At 41.3% G+C, this 26,319-nt stretch carries 23 protein-coding genes; 18 read left to right on the top strand and 5 right to left on the bottom strand.

The genetic code is table 11. The features are described 5' to 3' along the window. On the bottom strand, positions 1-320 hold a 320-nt coding region (locus VGA95_05355), incomplete at its 3' end, for a biotin/lipoyl-containing protein (GenBank protein HEX9665972.1). An 18-nt stretch (positions 321-338) separates the two neighbouring features. Next, a complete protein-coding gene (locus tag VGA95_05360) occupies positions 339-3,134 on the bottom strand; it encodes a 2-oxoglutarate dehydrogenase E1 component (protein HEX9665973.1) in 2,796 nt (931 codons plus the stop codon). A gap of 222 nt (positions 3,135-3,356) precedes the next feature. On the opposite strand from VGA95_05360, the gene VGA95_05365 reads away from it, so the two are divergent. From VGA95_05365 to VGA95_05410, 10 genes are all read left to right on the top strand, one after another. Beyond that, positions 3,357-4,265, top strand: coding sequence for an ATP-binding cassette domain-containing protein (locus VGA95_05365; protein ID HEX9665974.1), 909 nt, complete (start codon positions 3,357-3,359; stop codon positions 4,263-4,265). Continuing rightward, positions 4,266-5,018, top strand: coding sequence for an ABC transporter permease subunit (locus VGA95_05370; protein HEX9665975.1), 753 nt, complete (start codon positions 4,266-4,268; stop codon positions 5,016-5,018). Next, complete coding sequence (locus VGA95_05375; protein ID HEX9665976.1) at positions 5,015-6,379, top strand: GldG family protein; 1,365 nt, start codon at positions 5,015-5,017, stop codon at positions 6,377-6,379. The genes VGA95_05370 and VGA95_05375 overlap by 4 nt, the downstream gene beginning before the upstream one ends. 37 nt (positions 6,380-6,416) lie before the next feature. Next, entirely contained in the window at positions 6,417-7,757 is a 1,341-nt protein-coding gene (locus VGA95_05380; GenBank protein HEX9665977.1) for a DUF4340 domain-containing protein, read from the top strand. A gap of 286 nt (positions 7,758-8,043) precedes the next feature. After that, complete coding sequence (gene gabT, locus VGA95_05385; protein HEX9665978.1) at positions 8,044-9,408, top strand: 4-aminobutyrate--2-oxoglutarate transaminase; 1,365 nt, start codon at positions 8,044-8,046, stop codon at positions 9,406-9,408. A gap of 263 nt (positions 9,409-9,671) precedes the next feature. Beyond that, the gene (locus VGA95_05390) at positions 9,672-11,150 is read left to right on the top strand and encodes an aldehyde dehydrogenase family protein (protein HEX9665979.1); all 1,479 of its coding nucleotides are present in this window, start codon (positions 9,672-9,674) and stop codon (positions 11,148-11,150) included. Between the two features lie 158 nt (positions 11,151-11,308). Then, a complete protein-coding gene (locus tag VGA95_05395) occupies positions 11,309-12,472 on the top strand; it encodes an ABC transporter ATP-binding protein (protein HEX9665980.1) in 1,164 nt (387 codons plus the stop codon). Positions 12,473-12,497: 25 nt separating this feature from the next. Further along, positions 12,498-13,589, top strand: coding sequence for an extracellular solute-binding protein (locus VGA95_05400; protein ID HEX9665981.1), 1,092 nt, complete (start codon positions 12,498-12,500; stop codon positions 13,587-13,589). Between the two features lie 162 nt (positions 13,590-13,751). After that, the gene (locus VGA95_05405; GenBank protein ID HEX9665982.1) at positions 13,752-14,606 is read left to right on the top strand and encodes an ABC transporter permease; all 855 of its coding nucleotides are present in this window, start codon (positions 13,752-13,754) and stop codon (positions 14,604-14,606) included. Positions 14,607-14,626: 20 nt separating this feature from the next. Then, positions 14,627-15,490, top strand: a complete 864-nt coding sequence (locus tag VGA95_05410) for an ABC transporter permease (GenBank protein HEX9665983.1) — start codon at positions 14,627-14,629, stop codon at positions 15,488-15,490. Positions 15,491-15,845: 355 nt separating this feature from the next. Here the strand turns inward: VGA95_05410 and aspS are convergent, their stop codons facing one another. Then, complete coding sequence (aspS, locus tag VGA95_05415; GenBank protein HEX9665984.1) at positions 15,846-17,636, bottom strand: aspartate--tRNA ligase; 1,791 nt, start codon at positions 17,634-17,636, stop codon at positions 15,846-15,848. A 158-nt stretch (positions 17,637-17,794) separates the two neighbouring features. Between aspS and VGA95_05420 the strand changes: the two genes are divergently transcribed. From VGA95_05420 to VGA95_05435, 4 genes are all read left to right on the top strand, one after another. Beyond that, positions 17,795-18,319 carry a transposase gene (locus VGA95_05420; protein HEX9665985.1) on the top strand — a complete coding sequence of 175 codons (525 nt, stop codon included), beginning with the start codon at positions 17,795-17,797 and terminating at the stop codon, positions 18,317-18,319. A 36-nt stretch (positions 18,320-18,355) separates the two neighbouring features. After that, positions 18,356-19,255, top strand: a complete 900-nt coding sequence (era, locus tag VGA95_05425; GenBank protein HEX9665986.1) for a GTPase Era — start codon at positions 18,356-18,358, stop codon at positions 19,253-19,255. Between the two features lie 187 nt (positions 19,256-19,442). Next, positions 19,443-19,949, top strand: a complete 507-nt coding sequence (locus VGA95_05430; protein ID HEX9665987.1) for a nitroreductase family protein — start codon at positions 19,443-19,445, stop codon at positions 19,947-19,949. 86 nt (positions 19,950-20,035) lie between these two features. Beyond that, positions 20,036-20,389 (top strand): four helix bundle protein, encoded by a 354-nt coding sequence (locus VGA95_05435; protein ID HEX9665988.1) that lies wholly within the window; start codon positions 20,036-20,038, stop codon positions 20,387-20,389. Between the two features lie 218 nt (positions 20,390-20,607). Here the strand turns inward: VGA95_05435 and VGA95_05440 are convergent, their stop codons facing one another. After that, positions 20,608-21,399 carry an enoyl-CoA hydratase-related protein gene (locus tag VGA95_05440; protein ID HEX9665989.1) on the bottom strand — a complete coding sequence of 264 codons (792 nt, stop codon included), beginning with the start codon at positions 21,397-21,399 and terminating at the stop codon, positions 20,608-20,610. A 459-nt stretch (positions 21,400-21,858) separates the two neighbouring features. Here VGA95_05440 and VGA95_05445 point away from each other — a divergent pair, with 459 nt between their 5' ends. Together VGA95_05445 and VGA95_05450 are read left to right on the top strand one after the other, a co-directional pair. Then, positions 21,859-22,362 (top strand): hypothetical protein, encoded by a 504-nt coding sequence (locus VGA95_05445; GenBank protein ID HEX9665990.1) that lies wholly within the window; start codon positions 21,859-21,861, stop codon positions 22,360-22,362. A 12-nt stretch (positions 22,363-22,374) separates the two neighbouring features. Beyond that, on the top strand, positions 22,375-22,857 hold the full coding sequence (locus VGA95_05450) for a hypothetical protein (protein ID HEX9665991.1): 483 nt from the start codon (positions 22,375-22,377) through the stop codon (positions 22,855-22,857). Between the two features lie 54 nt (positions 22,858-22,911). Here VGA95_05450 and hisIE read toward each other — a convergent pair whose 3' ends face one another. Next, entirely contained in the window at positions 22,912-23,574 is a 663-nt protein-coding gene (hisIE, locus tag VGA95_05455; protein ID HEX9665992.1) for a bifunctional phosphoribosyl-AMP cyclohydrolase/phosphoribosyl-ATP diphosphatase HisIE, read from the bottom strand. 246 nt (positions 23,575-23,820) lie between these two features. Here hisIE and rpoZ point away from each other — a divergent pair, with 246 nt between their 5' ends. After that, positions 23,821-24,030: a DNA-directed RNA polymerase subunit omega gene (gene rpoZ, locus VGA95_05460; GenBank protein ID HEX9665993.1), complete on the top strand. Its 210-nt coding sequence runs from the start codon at positions 23,821-23,823 to the stop codon at positions 24,028-24,030. A gap of 525 nt (positions 24,031-24,555) precedes the next feature. After that, the coding region (locus tag VGA95_05465) for a hydantoinase/oxoprolinase family protein (protein HEX9665994.1) at positions 24,556-26,319 on the top strand (1,764 nt) is incomplete at its 3' end.

Below are 26,319 nucleotides of genomic sequence, written 5' to 3' on the forward strand. Positions count from 1 at the left end.
TTTTTCTCTGGTTCTTCTGCTGCTTTCTTTCTTTTCTCTCTTTCCTGCTCAGGCTTTCTCTTTTTTTCTTCTTCTTCCTTTCGGGCTTCATCTATTACCCCTAATACATCGCCTACCTTTACATCATCGTCCTTGTTTTTGTCTATGCGTACCAAAATACCTCCTTTCTCAGCCCCTACTTCGAAATTTGCTTTCTCGGTCTCCAGTTCTACAACAGCTTCACCTGGACTCACAGGCTCTCCTTCGCTTTTCAGCCATCTTACCACTGTCGCTTCAACCACTGATTCACCCATTTCGGGTACTACGATGTTAACCGACATGATTTTCTATTCTCCGGTCTATAAATTTGTTAAGCATAATATGTCATGCATTTCCCTTTCACATTTTAACTTATAAGCTTGCTCTACCAGTGTGCCTTGGTTTATCTTATGACGGGATAATGAACCCTCTGCAGGGCTTGAATAGGGACGTCTTCCGATGTAATGCACTGGCACATTGTTTAGGAGTTTTTTTAATCGTGGCTGCATGTAGGTCCATGCACCCATGTTCATCGGCTCTTCCTGCAGCCAGACAACTTCATCTATCTTATCGTATTTATCTAAAATATGCTTCAGTTCATCTTTTGGCAGCGGATAATATTGTTCCACTCTTGCTATTGCGACCGAATTGTTATTTTTCCTGAAATCACTCGTTACAAGATCAACATATACCTTTCCACTGCAGAGTATCAGCCGTCGAACCTTATCAACATTTTTTTGATCTACAGGATCATCAATAACCGGCTGCCAAGAGCCTTCAGAAAGTTCAATTAAAGAGGATGTTACCGCAGGATTTCTCAATAGGCTCTTAGGAGTCAATATTACCAGGGGCAAAGGATCGATTCTCAAAAGAGCGGCCTGACGCCGCAGAAGGTGAAAGTATTGTGCCGCCGTAGTACAGTTTGCAATACGAATATTGACGTCGACGGAGGATTCTAAAAGCCGCTCTACGCGAGCGCTTGAATGATCTGGTCCCTGTCCTTCATAGGCATGTGGTAATAGGAGTACCAAAGATGGAGTTTGTCCCCATTTAGCACGTGAGGAGGTTAGAAATTCATCGATTATAACCTGGGCTCCATTTATGAAGTCTCCGTACTGCGCTTCCCAAACGACAAGTCTTTGAGGTTCTTGGATGTTATAGCCGTATTCAAACCCAATTGCAGCATTTTCCGATAACGGGCTATTGTGGATTTCAAACGCCGCTTTGGCCTGTGGCAACTCCTTTAGCGGAATATACGGGGCATCTGTGTTAATGTCGTGGAAAACGGCGTGTCTATGGCTGAAAGTACCCCTTTCAGTATCCTGGCCAGTGAGTCGTATCGCTATCCCATCAGCCAGTATTGAAGCAAAAGCCAGCTGCTCGGCCATCATCCAGTCAATAGTGGGCTCGGTAGGATCTTCATCCAGAGCCTTGCTCCTCCTTTCCATAGTTCGTTTAAGCTTTGGATGGAGTTGGAAGTTATTTGGCACCTTATGTAATTCCCCATAGTAGGTTTTAAGTTTTTCCGCAGGAACAGCAGTCTTGACCTTTCTCGCGATACCGGGGGGCGGGGGCTCGGGATGTATCCTGATAGGGACTTCTTTGCCACTCAATGATTCTAGAGCCCTGTGGAGTTGTTCCATACTATTGGCAACAAGTTCGTCAGGCCATTTCCTATCGATGATGTTTCGTGCTAACAGGGTGTCTGCCCATAATTCTCGAACAGTCGGGTGTTTCTCAATCCTCCTGTACATGGTAGGTTGTGTAAAAGAGGGTTCATCTGCTTCATTATGTCCATGACGACGGTAGCCAACCAAATCTATCAGGGAGTCCTTTCTAAACCGAATAAGATATGCAAATGCAAGACGAGCTGCCTCTATACAAGCCTCTGGGTCGTCGGCGTTAACATGAACGATCGGAATTTCGAACCCCTTTGCTAAATCGCTTGCGTACAGCGTGCTCCGTCCGGCTTCCGGGTTTGTGGTAAAACCAAGCTGATTGTTAGTTATAATGTGAATAGTGCCTCCGGTACGATAACCGGGTAGGCTGGAAAGATTCAGGGTTTCTGCCACTACACCCTGACCCGGAAATCCAGCATCTCCGTGAATAAGTATTGGTAGAGTAACTGTGTGATCAAACTCCGGGGAGCCGGGATTATCGACCTTTGTTCCAGCTGCACGTGCCATTCCCTCAACTACCGGGTTAACCGATTCCAGATGGCTGGGGTTGGGTGCCAAGGTCACAACCATTTCGATCAGCTTGCCGTTTTTCACAGCCCTGCTAGCTCCTTCATGATATTTGACGTCCCCCGTCCAACCCATATCATCCCTGAAGTCGCGTGCTAACACCGGGTCTTTAAACATGACGAGGGTTTGTATATAGGGTTTGTTGAGAACGTGAGCCATCACATTCAGCCTCCCGCGATGGGCCATACCCAGTAGGATTTTATTGATGCCTGCTTCTGCTGCCTCAGCTATTATCTCGTTTAACATCGGTACCAGCGTGTCCATGCCCTCTATTGAGAAACGAAATTTCCCGGGAAATATACGGTGAAGAAAGCGTTCAAAAACCTCTACCTTGGTAAGGATCTCGAGAATAACCTTTGGATCAATGGAGTCCTTCGGCGGGCGGAAGCGACCCGATTCAGCGGTTAGCCTTAACCATTCGCGCTCTTCGGGTATATGAATGTGATCGTAATCAAAACCGATTTTGGATGTATATATTTTAAAAAGGGATTCGATTGCATCCTGTGCGTTGACTGCCTCCTCAGCAATAGGGCCACCGACAAGGCTCGGTGGCAACTGACTCAGATTCTCCTTTGTCAGTCCGTGCGCGGAGATATCGAGCGAAGGATCCCCGGGAGGATCACTTCCAAGAGGGTCAATATTTGCAGCCAAGTGGCCGTACGCGCGAATATCCTGTGCGAGAATAACGGCACCAGCGATTTTATCTATGTTCGTGGCGCGAGTGGGGATCTCACCGTCGATCTCTGGTTTCCAACGGTCAAACATCGCTCTTGTTTTAGAGTCGACAGAGCTCGGATCCGCTTGATATTTGCTATATAGATCCAATATATAAGCTGCGTTAGGTCCATGGAAGTCCTTCCAAATATTCATATATTTTCTTAAGATTGCGTGTTAATTTGTTGCCTCGGTTTAATTTTAGAATAATAGCACAATCGTATGCAAAACAAAAATTGATAGGGCGAGAGGGGAAATTTTCAAGAGCCTTGATTTAAAACTATGATATTGACAATTTTCACTCTTGACATCAATCTTACGGGAATTATTTTTTATCTAAATTCAATAGTCTAATAATACATGATAAGTGTCTCGGGTGTGACGAAAAGTTACGGCAAGTTGATTGCCATCGATAATATATCGTTCCAGGTGGAGAAGGGTGAGATCTTAGGCTTTTTAGGACCCAACGGCGCCGGAAAAACTACCACTATGCGCATAATTACCGGTTATACACCCCCTACTGAGGGCGAAGTCCGGATCGGAGGCTTTGACGTTGTTGAAGACCCGATTGAGGCTAAGAAACAGATTGGATATTTGCCAGAGAATCCCCCACTTTACAATGAAATGACTGTCGGGGGCTATCTTGACTTCGTGGCAGATTTAAAGGATGTACCTGGCAAGATAAAGTGGGAGAGAATTAGCTATGTTATGGACAAGTGCGGAATTGCGGATGTAAAAAACAGACTTATCGGAAATCTCTCGAAGGGATATAGGCAGAGGATTGGAATTGCACAGGCACTGGTAAATGATCCCGCTGTTCTTATACTTGACGAACCTACAATTGGCCTTGACCCAAAGCAGATCATAGAGATCAGGGAACTCATAAAAAGCCTCGCTGGAGGGCGCACCATTATACTAAGTACTCACATGCTATCAGAAGTAAACATGATGTGTACCAGGGTCGTTATTATCCATAGGGGGAAGATAGCCCTCGAGGAATCGCTTGATAGAATCGCAGAGGATTTACATGGATCGAAAATTCTATTACTTAAAATCAGTCGAAGCGATAGCTATGTAAAAGAGCGGATCCTGTGTCTTCCTCACGTTTCTGATGTGAGTGAAATCTCTCACGGAGAGTTCAGGATTACATCTGAAGGATCGCATGATATTGGGGACTTAATTGCCAAGACTGTTGTTGAATATGGTTGGGGATTACTCGAGTTGCGCCCCTTTACTCAATCGCTCGAAGAGATATTTCTCAAAGTGATTTCAGCAGAAGGTGAATGAATGAAGTCAATAGTAACTATATTCAGAAAAGAATTAAAATCATACTTTGCTTCTCCGATCGCCTTTATTATCTTATTCGTATTTCTCATTATTTCGGGGATTTTCTTTTTTCTGTACCTAGAGAGTTTTGCCCAATCGCAATTTGATTCGCGGTTACAGTTTGTAGAGGAAGTGATTAGCTTAAATGAATTTGTGATTCGTCCGTTCTTTGGAACAATTAGTGTTGTTCTACTTCTATTAATCCCTCTAATAACGATGCGCCTTATCGCGGATGAGAGAAAAAGCTTTACCTCGGAGTTACTCTTTACATCACCCATCAGGATAACGAGTATCATCATAGGTAAATACCTATCATCCCTATTGCTATTCGCCTTAATGATCATACTTTCGGCTGTTTATATGCTGGTACTGATCAAATACGGAAATCCCGATCTAGGCCCTATTTTTTCCGGGTATCTCGGGCTTTTTCTGATGGGTGGAAGCTTTCTTGCGGTCGGGCTTTTTGCATCATCTCTTACGGAGAATCAGATGATCGCAGCGGTAGTGTCTTTCGGAATACTTCTAGTGTTCTGGATTATGGGTGCCACTTCGAATGCCGGGGATTCTATCTTTGGATACCTTTCCATGATAAACCATTTTGAAAGCTTCGCAAAAGGGGTAATCGAAGTAAAGGATATAATATATTATCTCTCATTTATCTTCTTAGGGCTCTTCCTTGCTTATATAATGCTCGATTCGGAGAGGTGGAAATGAGAAGAAAGCGTTTATTTATCCATGGTACGAATGCCATTGTATTAACATTATTAATTCTTGGTATCCTAACTGTATTAAACTATCTCGCTTGGAAAATTGGGACAAAACTTGATGTAACTCGAGAGAAGCTTCATACCGTCTCGGATCAGACAATCAAAGTTCTGGATGGTATTGACAGGGATATCGATGTACTTGCTTTTTTTAAGGATGTTGGTTTAGACAGATTGGAATTTCAGGAGTTAACCAGTGAGTACTCCAGGAGGAACAACAAAATCAAGTTTAGATTCATCGATGCCGATAGGGAACCTGGGATTGCTAAGACCCATGGGGTCAGTGAATATGGAACGGTAGTATTGTCAAGCGGTGACCAAGAAATCAAAGTTAAAGTAGCCGATCCGATCTCTGGTGGAATTAAAGCTAATGCGGAAGAAGAACTCACAAATGCGCTCATAAAAATGTCGAGTAACAAGAAGAAGGGAATATATTTCCTGGTAGGCCATGGAGAGAGGGATATCAATAATAGTTCCGATGCGGAAGGATCAGGGAAGCTGAAGAGAGCGCTTGAGGAGGAGGGTTATGAAGTAGGCGAATTGCTGCTCCTTAGGGAGTCTATAATACCGAGTAAGAACTCTATAATGATAGTTGCGTCTCCAACTAAACCTTTAACCGAAAAAGAACTCGGTGATATAAGAAAATATTTGGATGATGGGGGTAAAGCAGTATTCCTCATGGAACCTCGGATGGGCAGTGATTTAGTTTCTCTGTTGAAAGACTATGGCATCGAAATAGAGGACGATATCATAATAGATCCCTCTTCAAAACTGGTGGGCGGCGGGGATGTCGCTCCGATAGTTGCACAATATCCAAACCATGAAATTACTGATAATTTTCGTCTTGCTACAATTTTTCCTTTCTCGAGAAGTATAAATGTGATTAACAAAGACAATGTAATAAATAATCTCATCGCCAATACCAGCCAGTTTAGCTGGGCGGAACGTGATTTAAGTCTTTTCGATCAGGGGGTTGCCCAGCAAGACAATGGAGATAAATCAGGTCCGCTCGGGGTAGCCGCAGTCGGAGAGATTGGAGAAAAAAACAGGATTGCGGTTTTTGGGAGCGCTGATTTTGTTTCGAACAGATTTTTTGATTTTTCTGGGAATAGCGATTTATTCCTTAATACCATAAATTGGATTGTAGGTGATGAGAAACTAATTTCAATCAGGCCCAAAGTTGCGCAGAAAGGGGAATTGACTATAACCAGAAACCAGTTGAGTGTTATTTTTATCGTAACCGTTGTTTTACTTCCCTCAATCGTTTTATTCTCGGGTATTGGGGTCTGGCTGAAAAGGAGAAATATGTAGCACAGATATCTTTTCTAAGACCCCACGCTAAATATTCATGAATAAACATCTTAAAAGGTTCTCCGCCACTCTCATTGCAGCTTTAGTTTTTATTGTCCTTGTGGGTTATCTCTTTCTATTTGAAATGAGGGGAAACAAAGAGATAGATACTAGAAAAACAGTTTTTCCATCGGTCCATAGTTCAGGAATTGATTTGATTAAGCTTAAATACCCGGGACATGAAGTAACATTGATGAGGGATGGAGGTAAATGGTTTGTAACCAAAGAGTCAAAAAGATTTAATGCGGATGAGAGCGTTATTGGAAATATTTTGAGCGGAATTTCTGAGATAAAAATTGATAAAATTGCCTCAGAAAATGCATCGAGTTTAGATGATTTCGGTCTTAAGAGTCCTCGAGTGGAAGCGATGTTCAAAACACCTGATGGTGAATATAAGCTTTCAGTAGGTTCAGAGACCCCGCTAGGTTTGGGCACTTATGTTAATGTTGGTGGGGAAGATAGAGTATTAATCGTTGACGAAACCGCTCTTATGCCATTTCTGGATAAAACAGAGAATGATTTCAGGGATAAGCGAATCCTCGCACTGAATGAGGATAAGATAAATAAACTTATTTTTAGATCAAATCAATTATCATTTGAAGTTGACAGAGAAAGCGGAAGGTGGGTTGGAAAGGATATGCCCGATTATGTTCAACTCGATCAAGACAGGGTAACGTTGATTCTAAAAGCATTTTTGAATTTAAAAATAGATAATTTCGAAATAGATGAACCCATGAGCCTATCAGCATACGGTCTGGTCAAGCCAAATGCTGAGATTGAAATCTTTGAAGATGATAATTCGATTAGAGTCTTATTCGGAAATAAAAAAGAGAATGGTGATTATTATATAAAGCTTGATTCAGAAAGTCCAGTTTATTCAGTGTCTGAATATGTATTCGTGCAGATCCCTGAGAGCATAGACGATATAAGGGTGAGAAAGGTTGTAGACATAGATCCAATAAAGGTACGAGAGGTGGAGATAAGGGAGGGTAATAACGATCTATCGATGCGTAGGATTGGGGATAAGTGGAGGCTTATAACTGATGGAAAAGCAAAAGTAAATGAGACAAAAATTAAAGACCTATTGAATGAAATTGCTAACCTGGAGGTTGAAACCTTTGTTGATGATAATCCTCCGGATCTAGCCCCTTATGGGTTGGACAGACCAGAAATACAGATAACGGTTACCGGACCGGATGATGAGAAGATCACGATACTTTTCGGGAGGAAAGGGGAAAAAAAGGTATATACCAAGATTTCGGGTCAGGACTCAATTTATAAAATGAGCGATGTAATACTCTCTAAGATAAATGTCTCTGGGGATGAATTCGGGAAATGAACGCCATGATCCAAATGAATCCTTTTTTATGAAATTAATTTAAATCACTCCCAGATTAAATCAGTAAGCGTTTGGGCGGAAGCGATCTTTGTCATTATCCTAGCTACACGTACCCCCTTTTAACCGTGGTCATTCGATCGAGTTTTACCCATCCCAAAATGATTACTTAATTCCCATTGACAATGGTAAGGGATTCGTGACACAATAGAGAGGGTAAGATTCACATTTTTTATTGTCAGATAGACGGTAAGGCCACATAAACTAAACACAAAGGAACCCACAACATATGGATGAACATGGGGGATTTTTAAAAACACCTATTCCAGGACCGAAGTCGAAAAGGCTGATTAAGCTTAGAGAGAAGTACGTGCCAAGGGGTGTGTTTAATACTGTTCCAGCCTTTATCAAACAGGCTAAAGATGCACTGATCACTGATATAGACGGGAATACTTTCATAGATTTTGCAAGCGGTCTCGCATCCGTAAATGTCGGATACTCTAGAGAGGAAATAGTTGAGCCGTTGCGGGAGCAGGTAGAGAAGTATCTCCACACCTGTTTTCACGTATTTATGTATGAACCCTATGTTCGTCTGGCTGAAAGGCTCGCGGAGATAACGCCGGGTAAGTTCCCCAAAAAAACAATTCTGGTGAACAGCGGAGCTGAAGCGGTAGAGAACGCAATTAAGGTCTCAAGATATTTTACTAAGAGAAAATCGATAGTAACCTTTGAGCATGCGTTTCATGGAAGAACCCTTCTCGGTATGACTCTTACAAGCAAAATCAGGTATTACAAGTTAGGATTTGGCCCTTTTGCCCCTGAGGTTTATCGTCTTCCTTATGGCTACTGTTATCGCTGCCCGTTCAATGAAAATTCACATAAATGTTGTTTGGCTTGTATTGATAATTTCACAAGTTTTTTTAAAACGCATATAGATCCGGAGGAAGTTGCCGCCATTATTGTTGAGCCGGTAACCGGTGAGGGGGGTTTCATAGTTCCGCCTCCGGAGTTTCTACCTGAGATAGGGAGGGTTTGCAAGCAACACGGGATTGTTTTTATAGTTGATGAGGTACAGACAGGCTTTGGAAGAACAGGTGAAATGTTTGCTGTAAACCACTACAATCTTGAGCCGGACTTATTGGTTATGGGAAAATCGATAGCAGCCGGACTCCCCCTGGGTGCGGTTACGGGTAGGGCTGAGATACTGGAATCCCCTGAAGTAGGGTCGCTTGGAGGGACTTTTGGTGGAAACCCGCTTTCGTGTATCGCATCTTTAAAGGTTATTGAAATCATGCAGGAAAAGGGTTTTATCGAGCACGCTCGCAAGATTGGCAATTTGATAAATAAGAGACTTAAAGAAATGCAGGGGAAATATTATGTTATTGGAGATGCTAGGGGAATGGGGGCAATGGCGGCTATAGAACTCGTTAAAGATAGAGAAAGCAAGGAACCCGCCAAGCAGGAAACGTCGGATATTATAAAATTTTGCGTTGAGAATGGACTTGTGATAATGAAGGCAGGTGCTTATGACAATGTAGTAAGACTTCTTGTGCCTCTTGTAATCACCGAGGAGCTACTGATAAGGGGATTGAGTATATTGGAAAACGCCGTAAAGAAGGTCAATAAGAGATATTCCTCGAAAAAAAGGGTCTAGTAGTGAGCATAGCAAATTGTTATAATTTTTCATCAAATCTGATGCAAAGATGTGTTGATAAAATTAGCGTAAATGCGAGCTCTTAGAGCCCATTCAGTTTCATTTTGATATCAATTGATCTGCATTATCATCAGAAAGTTATTGCTGTAAGTAGCAAGGAAGCAAAAAAGCATCAGCCCTTATAATGACATTGATTCTTTTAATTTAAAATTAACCTATGATGATTTGGGATTCATAAGTAAAATGAAGGGAGGTGATCCAGGATGGCCGTTAAGAAATATAAAATGTTTGTTGATGGGAACTGGGTTTCTTCTAATAAAGGAGATACTTGGGATGTTATTAATCCAGCTAATCAAGGGGTAATTGCTCAGGTTCCACTCGCAGATGAAGAGGATACCAGAATGGCAATTATGGCTGCAAGACGTGCATTTGACCATGGGCCCTGGAGAAAAATGAGCCAAGTTGATCGTGGAAAACTATTGCTTGCCCTTGCTCAAGAGATTAGAGAACACTCTGAGGAATTAGCGAAGCTTGAGACTCTCAATTGTGGAAAACCCATAAGAGAATCCAGATTCGATGTTAGTGATACTGCGGATTGCTTTGAATTTTATGGCGGCCTTGCAGACAAAATTAATGGAGATATTGTTCCAGTACCTGATAGTAATATCTTTGCGATGGTTCTCAGAGAGCCCGTGGGCGTTGTAGGCCAGATTATTCCATGGAATTATCCGCTACTCATGGCTGCATGGAAGCTCGCGCCGGCTCTTGCAACGGGGAATTGCTGCGTATTAAAGCCCGCCGAGATTACGCCTCTTACGGCTTTTGAACTTGGAAAGTTGATTAAGAAGGTTGGGTTTCCAGATGGTGTTGTAAATATTATAAATGGACTAGGTCCCGTTGCTGGAATGGAGCTGGGTAAGAGCGAGTATGTAGACAAGATTGCCTTTACAGGAAGCGTAGATGTGGGTAAACAGCTAATGGTTGCAGCTGCTGGGAACGTAAAGAAAATCTCCCTCGAACTCGGTGGCAAATCCCCTATGATTGTGTTCGACGACGCTAATTTTCCTCTTGCTGTTGATTGGGTTCAGTTCGGAATTTTTATAAATCAAGGGGAAGTTTGTTCTGCAACTTCAAGGCTCTACGTTCAGGAAAAAATTCATGATAAATTTGTTGAAGCTCTCACCAAGAAGACAAAGAGGGTCAGGATTGGGAATCCGTTAGATGAATCTACGGAGATGGGGCCTATCGCTTCTGAGAAACAGTTGAATAAGATTATGAACTATATTGAGATTGGGAAGAAGGGGGGTGCAGAAGTCGCGATCGGGGGAAAGCGCCTAGAGAAAGGTGACCTAGCTAAGGGTTTTTATCTATCACCTACGGTTTTTACGAAGGTAAAGAACGATATGAAGATCGTGCAGGACGAAATCTTTGGGCCTGTGCTTACTGTAACTAAATTTAAAGATGAAGAAGAGGCAATAGATCTTGCAAACTCAACGAGATATGGACTCGCAGGTGGAGTTTTTACCAGAGATCTAAATAGGGCTTTCAGAATCGTAAAGGAACTCAGAGCGGGAATAATTTGGGTTAATTCGTCACAACCATGTTTCAACCAGCTTCCATGGGGGGGGTACAAGCAAAGCGGAATTGGAAGAGAACTTGGAAAGTATGCCGTAGAGGAATATACTCAGTTGAAACAGGTTACTATTAATTTGAATGAGGGTCCTCTCGGCTGGTATTCGTAAATTTTTAACAAACGAAGTTGGGTATCTGTCGACGAAATTCGATTACCTGCACCGGATCCAGAAGGCTGGAGAGGATTGTCAAGAGCGCTCTTGAATTTAGACGTTCTCTTCTACTACTTTCGCATGTATTCGAATTTAATCGGCTTTCGAGATAGACAATGAACCAAACGGGATTTTCCATTAGCGACGAAAAGGCAGATATGACTACAGAAGGCCACGAGGTATATCCAGCCCAGCAAGAGCCTGCGATCGTGTTTGATCACGTTACCAAGAGATATGCTAATTTTGTAGCGCTTGATAATGTTTCATTTGCTGTCAAAACGGGTGAGCTGTTTTCATTTCTAGGACCATCGGGTAGTGGTAAGACGACGATATTAAGAATTTTAGGAGGATTTGAAGAGCCCGAAGAGGGAAGCGTTTATATTTTTGGTAACCGAGTAAATGGGATTCCTCCGCACAAGAGAAAAAATGTCAACACGGTTTTTCAGAACTATGCTCTTTTCCCGCACATGAATGTTTTTGAAAATATCGCCTATGGTCTCAAGGTTGACGGCGTCAAGAGGGATGCTGTGAAGGAAAGGGTTAAAAATATGCTTAAGCTTATGAAACTTGAAGAGTGGGAGAAGAGTGAACCTCACCATCTTTCAGGTGGCATGAAACAGCGTGTAGCGCTTGCGAGGGCCCTGATTAAAGAACCGGAAGTGCTTCTACTTGACGAGCCTTTGAGCGCGTTGGACTTGAAAATCAGACAGCATCTTCTGATTGAGCTAAAGAGTCTCCACGAGAGGATCGGTTCGACATTCATCTACGTAACCCATGATCAGGGAGAGGCTTTAAGTATCTCTGACAGAATTCTAATTCTCGACAGGGGCAAAATAGTTCAGATTGGAACCCCTGTAGAAATATACGAGAATCCTTCAACTCGGTTTTCCGCAGAATTTATAGGTGACATGAATTTTATCGATGGAACGGTAATAAGGTCAGAAACTGATAAAGCAATCGTAAAGATTGACAGCGTAGGCGAGGTGATTGTAAAATCAAAAGAGGGGATATCTGTGAGCGACAATATCACTGTCAGTGTAAGACCGGAGAGGGTACTTTTGTTCAGAGACCATGAAAAGGCAAATGGTTTAAACTGCATCGCTGGAAAACTGGTCGAGACAATTTACGAAGGATCAGTCGTTGAATACATAATAGCCCTAGAAAATGGACTTGTTGTTACTGCGGAAGCACGCGGAGGCAACGCACATGAAAAACTCACCACCGGAGATTCTCTCTATTTTTGTTGGAGGGTTGAAGACGCAATTGTTTTGAAAAATTAAATCCTTATAGAGGAGGTAAGCAAACATGTATAGAGGTAGAATTTTAAATATAGGGTTAGTAACAGGGGTGATGGTATTCCTTATATTTTTGTTCTTCGTGGGTTTACCATTGACTGCTCCCTCGAAGGCTGAAAAAGTCACGCTCAGTGCCCTGGTATGGGAAGGTTATACGGATGAGTCATTTACTAAGCAATTTTTAGAAAAGTACGGCGCCGAGGTCAAGGGTACGTATGTAGGAGGAATGGATGAATTTTTTGCAAAGGTAAAAGCAGGAGGAGCTGCGGCGTATGACCTTGTATGTCTCTCGAGTAACCTTCCAAAACGGATGATAGATTCTGATCTTGTCGAACCAGTGGATCTAAAAAATATTCCTAATTACAGCGATATATTCGAGTTCTTCAGAAAGCTTGAATATAACAAGAAGGACGGAAAGATCTACGGTGTAAATTATACGTGGGGACCCGACCCTGTTACCTATAGGACGGATGTTTTCGATAAATGTCCCACCTGGGATGACTTTAAGAATCCAGAGTATAAGGGTAAGCTGTCGGTTCCTGGAGAAGATAATACAGCCGTTTTCCAGGCTGGTATCCTTCTAGGTTATGACCCTTACGAGATGGATAAATCTAAATTGGACGAGGCGAAGAAGCTACTTACTCAGTGGAGACCGCAGATAAGGGCCTTTTGGTCAACAGCGGGTGAGCTTACAAATCTAATTGCGAATAAAGAGGTGGTGGGTGCGATCTCATGGCCTATCATAACTGCCGATCTTAAGAAGCAAGGTATTCCCGTAGCTGAGTGCATTCCAGATCCTGGGACTACGGGATGGATTGACCAATGGATGGTTGTAAAGGGAACCAAGCATAAGGACTTGGCGGAGAAGTGGATTAACTTTGCGATCAGCCCCGAAGGGCAGATGGGTGTCTTCAAGGTAACAAACTATTTCATAGTAAACCCTAAAACTGCGCCTCTTATGACACCCGAGGAAAGGGCTTTCACTCATATAGATGATCCAAACTATATTCTTGAGGCTTCGGAGAAGATTAAGTGGTGGCAACCGGTAATGAATGAGGACGAATATAATGAGGTTCGTCAGGCATTTAAGACTGCGAAGTGACGTTTTTCAGGTTATTTGTCTGGTATTTGTAATGAGATTATGGTTGATTGGGCGGCCAGATGACATCTGAGTCGCCCTGATATCTCACAACTTAAACGCTACAAGTTGGTTAAGCCTTAATCTTATAGTAGTGTCAGCACCACAAACTCTCGATATGACTGCATGAAGGGAAGAAGGCTAGATTTTATAATTCTTATAGCTATTCCGATCTTATGGATTACTATCCTTGAGATCTTTGCTTACAGTGTTCTGCTTATCTACTCCTTCTGGGATACTGAATACTTAACAGTCATCAGGGAATTTACACTAAAAAACTTCGTCAAGATTTTTACGACTCCCCTTTACTATGGGACAATACTCAAGACTATTGGTATCGGTGCCACGGTGTCAGTCCTTTCTCTTATACTGGGATATCCGGTGGCCTTTTTCATTGCGTACAGAATAAAAAGATATAAGAATCTGTTTTTGCTCCTTGTAATCATGCAGCTCTGGATCAGCTATTTGGTGAGAGCTTACGCATGGAAGATAGTTCTCGGGACTAACGGAGTAATAAACCAGTTTCTACTTTTTGTCGGAATGATTGATGAACCACTTAGTATTCTGCTTTACAGCAAGTTTGCATTGGTGCTCGTGCTAACAATGGCTTTTATCGCGTTTCTCATCATTCCCGTATACGCCATGCTTGAAAAGATACCTGCGGAATTTCTTCAGGCATCTTACGATTTGGGAGCCGGAAGGATTACAACATTCTGGCGTGTGATCTTTCCTCTCACTCTTCCCGGAGTTATAGCGGGAATAACTTCTGTGTTTGCCCTGAGCGTTGGTGATTTTGTGGCCGCCCTTTTGGTGGGTGGTCCTGAGGGAATAATGATAGGAAATATCATATGGAGCCTCTTCGGAAGCGCGTTTCAGTGGACACTCGGTGCCGCAAACGGTTTAGTTCTTATACTTCTTGTCGCGTTCATATTATATGTGAGCGAAAAAGTCGCTGCACGTTATAGCGGAATGGAAATTTAAATAGGTAGTGTAATTTTATCATGCCGAGATCCTTAAAAGTTGAAAAGCATCTGGGAATGGCTAAACCCTTTTCCGCAGGAGACTTAATACTAAAGCTCTACGTCGTTTTATTCTTTATCGTTCTGTATTCGCCAATTGTTATAGTGGTTGTATTTTCCTTTAATGATTCACCATTCAGTTATTTCCCATTTAAGAAGTTTACATTTCATTGGTATAAGGCGTTCTTCAATAACCAGGATCTTATGCAGGCGGTTTTTAACAGCATTAAGGTAGGGATTGCAGCCACCATATTTTCCATGATTGTGGGTACACTGCTTGCCCTTGCCATGGATGAATACATGTTTCCCCTTAAGGGGATCTTTCACAGGGTTTCAACCTGGCCTATAACCTTTCCGGGCATAATCACTGGAATTGCACTCCTGCTTTTTTGCTCTTACGCAAGGCTCGGCCTTTCTTTGTTTACGGTTGCAATCGGACATATAACATTCTGCATTCCTGTTGTTTATCTGGAGGTTCTGGCACGCCTTAAGGCTATGGATAAATCGATGGTTCTTGCGGCTATGGACCTAGGAGCAAGCAGATGGAGGGCAATATTTAGTATAGTGCTCCCAAATATCAAGACCGCACTCCTTGGCGCCGCGCTTCTTGCGTTTACCCTTTCTTTTGATGAGATCATTGTAACCATATTTCTTACAGGGAGGGATAACACGCTTCCGATGCAGATCTGGGCGATGCTCCGAAGGGGAATGACACCTGAGATAAACGCGGTAGGAACTATCATTCTTCTAGTTTCAATAACGAGTGTTCTTATATGGGAAAGACTGAGGTCAAGGGGAATGGAGCAAGAAAGAATCGAAATGGCAAAAGCGCAATTGAGGATGTAATATAGCTTTAGACTTGATTTTATAACCTTATTTCGACTCTTTCTCTACTTTTAGGATTTTCCTAAGAAAAGAAATAGAACGGGGGAAGAAGTCGCTATTTTTTACTAAACTCTTCCACAGTCAGTAACTCTCGTTCGTTTTCAGAGATAGAATTGCGATACCTGGCGGATAAAAACGAAAATAACAGGGCAAGGGTCCTAAAACTAAAGAGGATGAGCCAGTCAATTGGCCATGTAAGTTTTAGTTATAGTTGAATAATCGATAAGAATTGCTGGTAAAGATTTTGATTATGTTTGTTCCATGCAGTGGCGGGATTCACATCTGCTCTTATTTATTGAACCGGGCACGACTAATCCTACATTTTTTTCAAATCCAGCTTTATCCCCAATTCAATAAGCTGCTTTTCTTCGACTTTAGAAGGGGCTTCGGTTAGCGGACATCCCCCTTTTTGCGTCTTTGGAAAGGCAATCACGTCCCTTATGGAGTCTACTCCAGCAAGTAACATAACTAGTCTATCCAGACCTAGAGCGATCCCTCCGTGAGGTGGTGCTCCGAATTCTAGTGCTTCGAGGAGGAACCCGAACTTGTTATTCGCCTCATTTGGTTCTATTCCCAATTTACTGAAAATGGCTTCCTGCACGTCCTTCCTGTGTATTCTTATACTACCGCCGCCGATCTCGACCCCGTTAAGTACTATGTCATAAGCCCTTGATCTAACCGCTTCGGGATTATCATCGAGTAAGTTTAGGTCATCTTCTTTTGGAGACGTGAAGGGATGATGTAGTGATATATACCTTTTTTCATTTTCGTCAAACTCTAATAAGGGAAAGTCAGTGACCCAGACTGGTTCATAAGCGTCATTTGGTATCAGGTTGAGAGATTTCCCGAAACTTAATCTAAGATTTGATAGCACTAGATTCACGATATAAGGGCTATCCGCTGCGAAAAATATAATGTCTTTATCTTCGATGCTTAGAGCAGCTTTCAGTTGTTCCTTTTCTTTCTCGCTAAGGAATTTGACAATGGGGGATTGCCATTCACCTCTATCAACCCTTATCCATGCCAAACCCTTAGCGCCCAGTGATTTCGCATATTCGGTCTGGTGGTCTATTTGTTTTCTCGATAGTGCATTAGCTTTCCCCTTCAAATTCAATGCTTTGATTATCCCGCCTTTTTTTACAGTGTCGCTAAAGACTTTAAAATCTGAATTTTCGAATATCTGTGTAATGTCATTTAACTCTAATCCGAATCTGGTATCTGGCCTATCGTTACCATATTTCAACATTGCCTCATCGAAGCTCATTCTATGAAAAGGAGTAGGAATCTCTTTGTCTTTTACTTGTTTAAAAATGGCCTTGAGCATACCTTCAACCGTTTTTATCACATCATCCTCTCCGACGAATGACATCTCCATATCTATTTGGGTGAATTCAGGCTGTCTGTCTGCTCTCAGGTCTTCGTCACGGAAGCATTTCGCGATCTGATAATACTTATCAAATCCCGAAATCATAAGTGTCTGTTTTAAGAGTTGCGGTGATTGGGGAAGTGCATAGAACTCGCCCTGATTTTGCCTGCTGGGAACGAGAAAATCTCTTGCTCCTTCGGGTGTCGATCTAGTGAGCTGTGGGGTTTCGAATTCGATGAAGCCTTGAGAATTTAGGTAGTTTCTAGTTGAACTGACTACCTTATGTCGAAGGAGCAAATTTTCTTTCATGATAGGTCTTCTCAAATCAAGATACCGATACTTCATTCTCAATAGTTCATCAACGCTTATGTCATTTTCGATCAAGAAAGGAAGAACCTTTGACTGATTTAAAATTCTTATCTCTTGTGCCATAACCTCAATCTCGCCGGTATTAAGTTTGGGGTTTATTGTCTCTGTTGTTCGATTCGAGACCCTACCTTTGACGGCAATTACCCATTCATCCTTGATGGTTTCCGCCTTCTTATGAGAATCAAGACTTTTTTCAGGGTTGAAGACGACTTGAACTAATCCTTCACGGTCTCTGAGATCGATGAAGATTAACCCACCATGATCCCTGTTCGATTGGACCCAACCCATGATGATTACTTCGCGATTTAGATCTTTCGTACCAAGTTTTCCGCAATAATCTGTTCTCTTCCAATCACCTAAAACCTCGAGCATACTGAAGAACTCCCTTAAATTTAAGTTTAGAAGCTAAAAATGTTAACTTTATTAAATAATGTTAGCAAGGCGTGAGATTCATATTGTCAGAAAACCTATTATGGGGCTTAATTTGCATGGAATACAGTCATAAATTACATGGTAGAAGGTCAATAAGGTTGAAGGAATACGATTATTCAAGCCCAGGGGCATATTTTGTTACGATTTGTACCTACAATAGGAAATGTTTCTTCGGGAATGTCAGGGACGTGAGATTAATTTTGTCTGCGGTTGGGAGGAAAGCTAAGACATTCTTTAGGGAGATACCAGAACATTTTGAAAATATCACATTAGATGAATATGTTGTTATGCCGAATCATTTACACGGTATAATTGTTATACAAAATGTAGGGGTTCAAAATTTTGAACCCCTACAACGACATAACGCGTTTCAACATCTCGTACCAAAATCCTTGGGTTCTGTAATCCGCACATACAAATCCATGTTAACGCGCTGGTGTAGAATTAATGGTCATCGATATTTTAAATGGCAGCGGAATTATTACGAACACATTATCCGTGATGAAGATGATTTGAATAAAATAAGAGAATATATTCAGAACAATCCATTGGAATGGCATTTGGATATTGAAAATCCAAAAGCCGTGGCCAAAGATAAGCAGGAGGGTAAAAGTTTATGGTAGAGGCGCAAATTTTTGCGTCTCTACATTTTCTTAAATATGAAAACTACAGGTAATTTCCATTCAGGGTTTATTTCGATCGTAGGTGGTCCCAATGTTGGAAAGTCAACATTGCTAAACGTCCTAGTTGGGAGAAAAATATCTGCCGTATCTGAAAAACCGAATACTACGAGGAATCGAATTGTTGGTATTAAAAATCTGCCTGGTGCTCAGCTTGTCTTCCTAGATACTCCTGGTATTCATAGGGCAGCCAAGGGATCGCTCGGGAAAGCGATGGTTCAGGCTTCCATGGCAGCACTTGGAGAGGCAGATGTTATCATATTAATGATAGATGTGAAGTCACCATTTAATAGACAAGATCTATATGTAATTCAGAACCTTCCCAAGCCGGCTATTTTTGCATTAAACAAAATCGATTTGATAAAGAAATCAATGATCCTGAACATAATGGATCAGTCTCAGCAGTTTAATGATAAGCTCTTAGAAGTCTTGCCGATCTCCGCACTAAACGGAGATGGGATTGATGATCTTCTACAAACCACTGTAAAATACCTTCCGGTAGGTCCAAAATACTTTCCGGAAGATATGATAACTGATAGGCCAGAACGCTTTCTGGTTGCGGAGCTGATCAGAGAAAAGGTGTTTAACCTGACCCATGAAGAAGTCCCATATAAAACTGCTGTCTTGGTTGAGGATATTGAGGAGGTGCCAGAAAGGAATTTAGTGAGAATCTCCGCCTTGATCTTTGTTGAAAGAAAAAATCACAGGGGAATTATTATAGGTAATCAAGGCCAGATGTTGAAGCGAATAGGAAGCCTTGCAAGAGTAGATATAGAAAGGATATTAGGTGCAAGGGTTTATCTCAAGCTGTGGGTAAAGGTGAAGGAAAGATGGACAGAGAGGGGGGACTTGATTGATGAGTTTGGATATGCAAGATAGGTAAAGGATGCAGGATGCAGAATTAACGTATCATGCATCTCATTGTTTTTGGCGTTGATTTAACAGCTAAATTATTGATCAATCAAAAGATGTAGTGCCCGTTCCCCGAACTGGTATAAAATTTGGACTGATGAGGGCATCAGTCCCTACATTTTCTTTAAAGTTTAGAAAATCAAGGGGGAATAATATGGATACATTTGAATGTATAAGGAAAAGAAGGGATATAAGGAGTTTTATTGAAAAGGAAGTGAGCGATGAAGTAATCATGAAGATAATTGAAGCCGGGAGATTGGCTCCGAGTGCGATGAATCTTCAGCCCTGGGATTTTATCGTAATAAAAGATAATCAGACCATAAAAGCACTAGGGCCTCTCTGCACAAGCGGGAAGTTTGTTGTAGACGCCTCATTTGCCGTAGTTGTCGTTACGGATCCTTCGGATAAATGGCATGAGATAGACGGGGCAAGGGCAGTTCAGAATATGGCACTTGCCGGGTGGAATGAAGGGGTGGGCTGCTGCTGGATTGGAGCGATTAACAGGGAAAGGGTCAAGGAGATGCTCAATATCCCCCAGAATCTCTATGTGCTCACCATTCTTCCCTTTGGGTGCCCCGAGCAATTTACGGTTAAGAGGAAGAAGAATCGCAAATCTCTTGATGAAATTTTTCACAGAGAGAAATTTGGGGTTAAACTTTAACATAAGAATTTAGAATCCAGAAGACAGAGGTTCTAAAGAAGCTCCAAATTACAAGCACCAAATAACAAACAAATTCTAATTCTCAAATGACAAAGCCAAAAAAGTATGATTTAGAAGAAAGGACATTTAGATTTGCTAAGCAAGTAATAAAATTTGTAAACGTTCTCCCAAGATCAATATCCAATATTGAGATAGCGAAACAAGTCGTAAGATCTTCGGGGTCAGTCGGAGCAAATTATATTGAAGCAAATGAAGCACTTGGGAAAAAGGATTTTAAAATGAGAATTAAAATCTGTCGTAAAGAAGCAAAAGAAAGCGTTTACTGGGTAAAACTTGTAGAAGTGAACGATAAAGAAAGAGAAAAAACTAGGCGACAGTTAATAGATGAAGCAGCGCAACTGACGAAAATATTTAGCTCAATTCTTGAAAAATCTAAATAACTCCCAATTTTTCAACCTATGACTTATGATTTGTCTGTAATTTGATGCTTGAGATTTGAAATTTATTGGTTATTTGGTGCCTGTAATTTGTGGCTTATTAAGAAAACGGTATTTCTTATGTGAATATGAACGAAATCGATGCCTTCTAACATTAAAATTTGTTATTTAGAATTTGTTTGTTATTTGAGATTTGTTATTTGGGATTTGTTATTTGAGATTTAAGAGCCTTTAAAAACTGGTTTTCTCTTCTCTGCAAATGCCCTCTGTCCCTCTTTATAGTCACCGCTTGATTGCACCTCTAGAATCATTTGCCTTAGGGTTTCCTCATCGGCTGGGTCAAGCTTTTGATTCCTTTGCCATTTATTTATCATGTGTTTCATGGTCTTCATGGCAAGTGGGGCGTTAGAAGCAATCTCATTTGCGAGTGAGTAAGTGTATTCTTCAATCTCTGATGAACCTTTAACCTCGTTTACAAGACCGATACCTAAGGCTTTATTTGCATCAATTGGGTTTCCTATTAGAAACATTTCTTTTGAGTAGCCAATACCTATAAGGTTTAGAAATTTCCTGATTCCTGTATATGTGTAAATGACTCCTAATTTAGCAGGAGGCATCCCCAGCTTTGCACCTTCAACACAAACCCTGTAGTCACAGCTCACCGCTAACTCCAGGCCAGCTCCAAAAGCATGACCATTAATCATGGCAATAACAGGGTAGGGGAAGTTCTCGATGCTGTGTCCGGCAATGATCAGCGGATGATCACCCACATAGTCTCTCATCATGTCATTTTCACCAATTGCCGCAATGTCATATCCCGATGAAAATGCCTTTCCTCCAGCCCCGCGTAGTACAACACATCTCGCTTTTCCTTCCTTTTCGATTCGTTTGAGTTGCTTGTCTATTTTTAGAAGCATTGATGGAGTTACGAGATTTCTTTTCTCCGGTCTGTTAAGAGTTAACGTGCTTATCAAATCCCTTTCCTCTACAAGTAGTTCAGTAGGTGATGGCATGGTTTAATCTCCTTATTTTAATGAGGAATGTAGTTAGTATTGTTTCTTGTGTCAAAAATTAAAGGGGACGCAATCCTTTTTCGCGTTAAACCGGATACATATGCCCGACCCATAATAATCAACCTCAGACAGTCGAATTGTTAATGAGAAACACATTGAAGGGATTGCCCTTACATTCCGATGAATTAATTATGAATTTGAAAAGACCGTAGTGCAGATATTACACTAAGGACCGCAAAGACGTCCACCGAGAAAATTTAATTCCAAACAAAGGGTTGGGGCCCCTTTAATTATAGATCGGAATTGTGGAAGGGCTATCTATAGGTAATACTTGTAATAACGTTTACTTAAATTAATCATATTCACTAATTAATCATATTCACTAAAAAAGTAGAAGGGACTGGAGTAATTTGAGAATCTTTGTTAATATTTTTGCTTATAAATTAAGGAGAAGGGAATATGCCAGTATTTGAGTATGAATGCGATAAATGCGTAGAGAAATACAATTCAGATATTTCAAATTTGGTAAGAAAAGTAAATAAGACGAATGCAGCAAAATTACTGAAAAAGAACCCAGGTTTCAAATATATCGAAGCCTCCAACAGTAAAGATAACAAGATACATTTTTCAGTCGGAGACAGAGGTAAACCGAATACAAGGAGATTTCGTTATATACTTGATAAGGATAGAGTCTTGTGTCTCGAATTAAGGAATTTTCGTTTCAGCGAATTGATCTACAATAAGGAAGAAGAAAAGGATCTGAAGTGTCCATTGTGTAATAAAGGTGAGAATGTGAGAAGGGTTTTTTCTACATTCAAGGCCATCTTTGATGATAAGAATAAGCGGGCGCCCCGACCTGGTGATGAGCTGAGGTGGCATTTGGAATATAAACAGCAAAAAGATGAGGAAATCAAGAGTGAATGGGTAGGGCAGGATTATTTAAACCAATATTTCCAGAGATAGGGAGAGATCAAAATGCCTCTATATGAATATGAATGTTTGAGATGTAGAAGTAATCTTGAAGCTTCTTTGAAAAGTCTTGAGGAAAAGACGACGAAGAAAGGTGTATCTGATCTAGTAAGGAAATATCCTAATATTCATTATCTCTTGGTGATTGATCTCGATAATAAAAAGTTGTTGGCCGAATACGGGAAAAAGAAATCTAATGCTACTGATATGGATTTCTATCTTGATGATGGTTCAAAAATGGTATTGGTAAATATAGATAAATTCAGATTTTCAGTGCTTATCTTTGATAAAGAGGATGAAAAGAAGCTGAAGTGCTACTGCGGTGAAACTAAGAAGATAGAGAGGGTTGTTTCTAGCTTTGCATATACACATGATCTTTCTACAAGTATGCCTAGCCCAGACCTTTCTGGCTTGCCTCCCGAGGTGAGAGCAAAGACATTCATAAGTGATTACATAGAAGAAAAGGATAGACCGAAGGCAAATCGGTGACCATATTTTTTATTCGTAATGAGCCTTGGTGTAGAGACGCAAAATTTTGCATCTCTACTTTTTATATTCCTCTTTCTTGCGACCAAATCTTCTTCCGAGTTCTTCATAAATATCCTCTGGGGTGATTCGGAAATTGGCAAGTAATATCAGAGAGTGAAACCATAGATCGGCTACTTCGTAAATTATTTCATTGTTATTGTTGTTTTTAGCGGCTATAACGGCTTCACCTGCTTCCTCACCGATCTTTTTTAAAATACTGTCGATACCGTCCTTAAATAGTTTACTAACGTATGAACCCTCTTTCGGATTTCGCTTTCTATCGTCAACAACTTGATATACCTCATCCAACGTTCTACCACCTTTCATAGTCCCAAATGCGGGTGCGCCGCTGTTACTTTCTCCAAGGTTTGTAAAGAAGCAGGTTCGCTGACCAGTATGGCAGGAAACGCCCTTTTGATCGACTAATACGAGAATAGCATCTCTGTCACAGTCAAGGAAGATCTGTTTCACTTCTTGAGTGTTTCCCGATTCTTCACCCTTCTCCCAAATTTTTTTTCTGGACCTGCTCCAAAAATGTGTCCTGTTGTTGTCCTGGGTTCTCTCGATTGCTTCTTTATTCGCATAAGCTAACATAAGGACCTGTCCGTTTTCGGCATCCTGGACAACTACTGGCACTAGACCTTTCTCATCATACTTAATTTCATCAATTTTCATCACTTCCTCCGGTATTAATACTAACCAAGTTAAATACAAATTCCGAGGTCTATGATTTAATTTTTTCACGATTAACTTTACTAAAATTTGATTCTAGAATATATTTTATTCATAATCTAGCTTGATAATTCCTTGTAGTTTGCTACGGGGTTTCCGCCGTCATTGCAATGATATGAGAGACTGAGTTTGAAGGTCTGATGCCCTGGCGCTTGCTGCACGGTTATTCATTAGGCTTAAAGGAGACCAGATATGGCGAGAGTAACAATCGAAGATTGCCTTGCAAAAGTGGAAAACAGGTTTGCGCTATCCATTGCAGCTATGAAAAGAGCAAAGCAGATCGCTGAGGGAGCCGCTCCCCTTTCGCAAGAGACCGATAATAAGCCTATAGTACTTGCATTGAGAGAGATTGCCGAAGGAAAAGTAAAGGTTAAGTATCCAAAATCTTCAGAGAGAAAGTAGCTGTGGATGTTTCCTGATAAGGTTTTTTGCTTTTAAAATAACGTATGGAAATATCAATTGGTTTGATTTTTCATGGCCTGTAGTCTTTTTTCCCCCACTTACTCCCTAAGATCATTTTTAAAGGATTTCAATGTAAAATTCGAGTATTAATTTGGCGTTTTAGAATAATATCGTTATTGAATGTAGTTTAAATGTAATTTTAGCTCTGAAACGACATTAAATTTTGTAGATTTTTTGTAATGAATGTTCCATGAATTTATATCGAATGTGTCACCGTGAGCACTTCGACTTACTCAGTACAGGCTCAAGCGTGGCGATCTCATTTTTTTGTTTTAGATTGCTTCGTACCATTCGATCCTTCGTTAGTTCGACACTTCGATTAGACTGAGGGCCCACTACTCAGGGCTCAGGGTTCCTCTCAATGACATGAGAGACTGTTTGTTTATGTACTGAGACATTATAGTGTGCTACATGGAGTTTTCTATATAGGTTGGAATTCATCAGAATCAAATATAGGGTTTGACAATGATTAAGGTTGGAATAGATACGGGAGGAACTTTTACGGATTTTGTTTTTTTCAATGGAAAAGATCTGTTCACCCATAAAATACCCTCAACTCCCTATGACCCTTCTCAGGCTATCATTCAGGGGCTGATTGAGATTCTCGGAAATGAATTAAAAAAAACCGAAATTATTCATGGAACAACTGTAGGAACAAATGCACTGTTAGAGCGAAAAGGTGCAAGAGTGGCACTCGTAACTACAAAGGGGTTTGAAGATGTGCTGGAAATTGGAAGACAGAATAGGGGGGAATTATATAATCTCTTCTGGCAGCCCCGGGAGCCGCTCGTACAGAAAACGCTGAGGTTCGGACTAAATGAGAGAGTGGATTACGAGGGACGAATTTTAAAGAGGCTACAAATAGATGAGCTTAAAAAACTCTGTTATAGACTTAAAAAGTTAAAGGTCGAATGCATTGCAATCTCATTTCTTCACTCATACAAAAATTCCAAAAATGAAATCGATGCGGAGAAGATTCTGAGTTCTTTAGATATACCCATTTCCACTTCATCCAAGATCCTTCCGGAGTTCAGGGAATATGAAAGGACATCGACCATCGTTGCCAATTCTTACCTTCAGCCTAAGGTAAGGTCTTATATGAAATCGCTATCTGATAATCTCCCTGAATCTCGTGTGCTTGTTATGCAGTCGAGTGGCGGAGTGATATCCCCAAAGCAAGCTGGGGAGGAGCCAGTAAGGATTATATACTCAGGTCCTGCCGGGGGAGTGGTCGGAGGTTTTAAGATTTCTGAAAAGATGGGTTATAAGAGGATTATAACCTATGACATGGGTGGAACATCCACAGACATTGCGCTTTGTGACAGTTCTCTCATGTTCACCACGGAAAACCAGATCGATGGGATTCCTATTACGATTCCAATGCTTGACGTTGTAACAATTGGTGCGGGTGGCGGGTCGATCGCCTATGTTGATTCGGGAGGAGTGTTGAAGGTAGGCCCGGACAGTGCGGGTGCTGATCCAGGGCCTGCGTGTTATGCAGGAGGGAGTTTTCCAACGGTGACGGATGCACATGTCGTACTTGGCAGGATTAACCCCAAATGGTTTCTGGGAGGACGGATGAAAATATTCCCCGAGAAATCAAGATCAGCTCTCAGGAGACTTGCAAATAGACTGAATATGTCTCTTTTAAGGCTGGCGGATGGCATAATAAAGGTTTCAAACTCCAATATGGAGAGAGCCCTCAGGGTGGCCTCCATTGGGAGAGGTTATGATCCCAGGGATTTTGCACTTTTCTCCTTCGGTGGCGCCGGTGGGCTTCACGCGTGCGAACTAGCGATTGGATTGGGAATCAAGAAAGTAATTTCCCCGAAAGATCCCGGCGTATTCTCTGCCCTTGGAATGCTCATGGCCGAATCCTTCAAGGATTATAGCCAGACAATATTCTTAAGCGGAAGAGAGATCGATCTAGATTCGATAGAAAAGGGATTTAAGGCATTAGAGAAAAAGGCTATGGGTGATTTTCCGTTCGGAGAATTGAGATTCGATCGTTTTATCGATGCCAGATATAAAAGGCAGTCTCATGAAATAACAATACCTTTCAGTGATAGCTTTAGAAAGGTGTTTCATAGAACACATAAGAAAAATTATGGATATGAAAAATCACATGACGAAATTGAGATTGTTACACTTAGACTGAGGGCTGTGTTAAGGTCAAAAGGAAAAATTAAACTTCCGCTGTTAGACAACCCACAAAGAAAAATAATGTTT

The sequence above is a fragment of the Thermodesulfobacteriota bacterium genome, assembly GCA_036397855.1.
In the GTDB taxonomy this organism is placed as follows: Bacteria; Desulfobacterota_D; UBA1144; order Nemesobacterales; family CSP1-2; genus DASWID01.